This is a genomic window from Neisseria sp. P0021.S006 (assembly GCF_051956895.1).
Window position 1 is genome coordinate 1 of sequence record NZ_JBQCWZ010000515.1, and the last position, 954, is coordinate 954.

Below are 954 nucleotides of genomic sequence, written 5' to 3' on the forward strand. Positions count from 1 at the left end.
GTCGTCTTCGGCAACGTCGGCAATGTCTTTCACCACAGCTTCCGCATCGGCGGAAAAGGCTTTAGCGACAACCACATCGGTCGGCAGCGGTACGGAGCCACCTTTGGCCGCCATTTTCGCCATGATTTTTTTGGATTCTTCCACCAAATCGTGTTCGGCCAAAGATTTGCCGATGGCTTTGCCTTCTGCCAACAGGAAAGTATTGGCAATGCCGCCACCGACGATGAGTTGGTCGACTTTATCGGCCAAAGATTCGAGGATGGTCAGTTTGGTAGACACTTTACTGCCGGCAACGATGGCGACCATCGGATGAGCCGGTTGTTTCAGGGCTTTGCCCAAAGCGTCGAGTTCGCCCGCCATCAACACGCCGGCGCAGGCAACCGGTGCGGCTTGGGCGACGGCTTCAGTCGAAGCCTGGGCGCGGTGGGCGGTACCGAATGCGTCGTTGACGAACACGTCGCACAAAGAAGCGTAGGCTTTGCCCAGCTCCAAGTCGTTTTTCTTCTCGCCTTTGTTGATGCGCACGTTTTGCAGCATCACGACATCACCGGCGTTCAAAGTCGGTTTGTTTTCACGCCAGTCGTTCAATACTTTTACGTCTTTGCCCAACAGTTTGCCCAAATGCGCGGCAACAGGCGCTACATCGTCTTCAGGATGGAATTCGCCTTCGGTCGGACGGCCGAGGTGGGTCATCACGATCACAGACGCGCCGTTGTCCAAGCAGTATTTAATGGATGCGAGCGAAGCGCGAATACGGGTGTCGTCGCTGATGTTGCCGTCTTTGAACGGTACGTTCATATCGGCGCGGATCAGAACGGTTTTGCCTTGAACATTTTGTTCGGTCAGTTTCAAAAATGCCATGATGATTCCTTTGTAATGGTTGGAAACGGGAATGTTTGGGATTATCCGCGAATGAGGCGCGACGGTAAAGATTGGCAACGGCCGCGCTTGATG

General features: G+C 54.2%; 1 protein-coding gene. It reads right to left on the reverse strand.

Annotation, left to right across the window (positions count from 1 at the left end; genetic code table 11):
- A partial coding sequence (locus ACTHUM_RS15370; protein WP_440403336.1) for a phosphoglycerate kinase occupies positions 1-861 on the reverse strand: 861 nt, incomplete at its 3' end.
- Positions 862-954 lie beyond the last annotated feature (93 nt).